1 protein-coding gene and 1 pseudogene are annotated in these 1,490 nt (G+C 45.8%); both read left to right on the top strand.

Annotated features, from left to right (window positions below; all coding sequences use genetic code 11):
* Positions 1–925: protein translocase subunit SecD (secD, locus tag A3762_RS24445; RefSeq protein ID WP_068758069.1), on the top strand; the 925-nt coding region annotated here is incomplete at its 5' end.
* Between the two features lie 20 nt (positions 926–945).
* Positions 946–1,490 (top strand): annotated as a pseudogene (locus tag A3762_RS24450) (protein translocase subunit SecF); the annotation flags it as partial.

A 1,490-nucleotide genomic window follows, 5' to 3' on the forward strand; every position in this document is an offset into this window, starting at 1 on the left:
TATTCTCGAAAAAGATGTGATCGTTACGGGTAGTAACGTATCCAATGCGAATGCTGGTTTTGATGAAAATGGCGTCGCGCAGGTAAATATTTCGCTTGATGGTAACGGCGGCAAGATGATGCTTGACGTTACGAAGCGCAGCATCAAACGTCGTATGGGTGTTTTGTTTATTGAGCAGAAAACAGAAACGCGTAAGCGTATTGTTGATGGTGAAGAGGTGGTCGAACGCCGCAATCGTGAGATTCGTAACATCATCAACCTCGCAACAATTCAATCTGCCTTTGGTAATGCCTTCCGTATTACCGGTCTAGATTCCCCGACTGAAGCGGCTGAGCTTGCATTATTATTGCGTGCTGGTTCATTGGCGGCACCAGTGTATTTCGTTGAAGAGCGTACGGTTGGACCAAGCTTAGGACAGGCTAACATCGATGCTGGCTTGTTGTCCGTGCAGATCGGTTTTGCTCTAGTACTATTGTTTATGCTTGTTTATTACCGTGTATTTGGTGTGATTGCGAACATCGCGCTATTAGTGAACGTTGTGCTCTTGTGTGCATTGATGTCTATGATATCGGCGACGTTAACTTTGCCGGGCATTGCAGGTATTGTTTTGACGGTCGGTATGGCAGTTGATGCGAATGTACTCATATTTGAGCGTATACGCGAAGAATTGAAAGCAGGCATGTCTCCACAACGAGCGATTGATGCGGGTTATGGCAGAGCTTTCGTTGCGATTTTAGATGCAAACATCACAACCTTTATCGCAGCGATAATTTTGTTTGCTGTAGGCACCGGACCAGTGAAAGGCTTTGCGGTTACCTTAGCGTTAGGTATTTTTACCTCAATGTTCACTGCAATTTTCTTGAGTCGTGCCATTACTAATTTGGTTTACGGTTCACGTAAAGTTGAAAAGTTATCCATTGGTTAATAGGTGGTAGGAAACAAAATATGAATACGATTAACTTCATGGGTAAACGCAAACTAGCAGCGCTAGCTTCTATTTTGCTTCTTATCGCATCGATAGCTTCTATTGCTACACAGGGCTTGCAGTTGGGTCTCGACTTCACCGGTGGCACATTGGTGGAAGTGGAGTACGAAATTGCTCCTGATCTAGAGGAGGTTCGAGCGACCCTTAATGATGCAGGTTACGACAAGCTTGTTGTTCAGAACTTTGGTGCAGATACCTCTGTCTTAGTTCGTTTGTCACAAGGCTTTGACGACACAGTTGGTGTGCAAGTGCTGAATGCCTTGTCACAGAGTGGTGAGAAGGTAACGCTGGAGCGCGCAGAATTTGTTGGCTCACAAGTCGGTGAAGAATTGCGTGAGCAGGGCGGTCTAGGGTTGTTGCTCGCACTTGGTATCGTTATGGTTTATGTAGCCTTGCGCTTCCAATTCAAATTCTCTGTGGGTGCCGTAGCGGCCCTTATCCACGATGTAATTATCGTGGTGGGTGTTTTCTCGATCACGCAGTGGGATTTTGACCTGACAGTATT

It is taken from the genome of Oleiphilus sp. HI0125 (genome assembly GCF_001635355.1).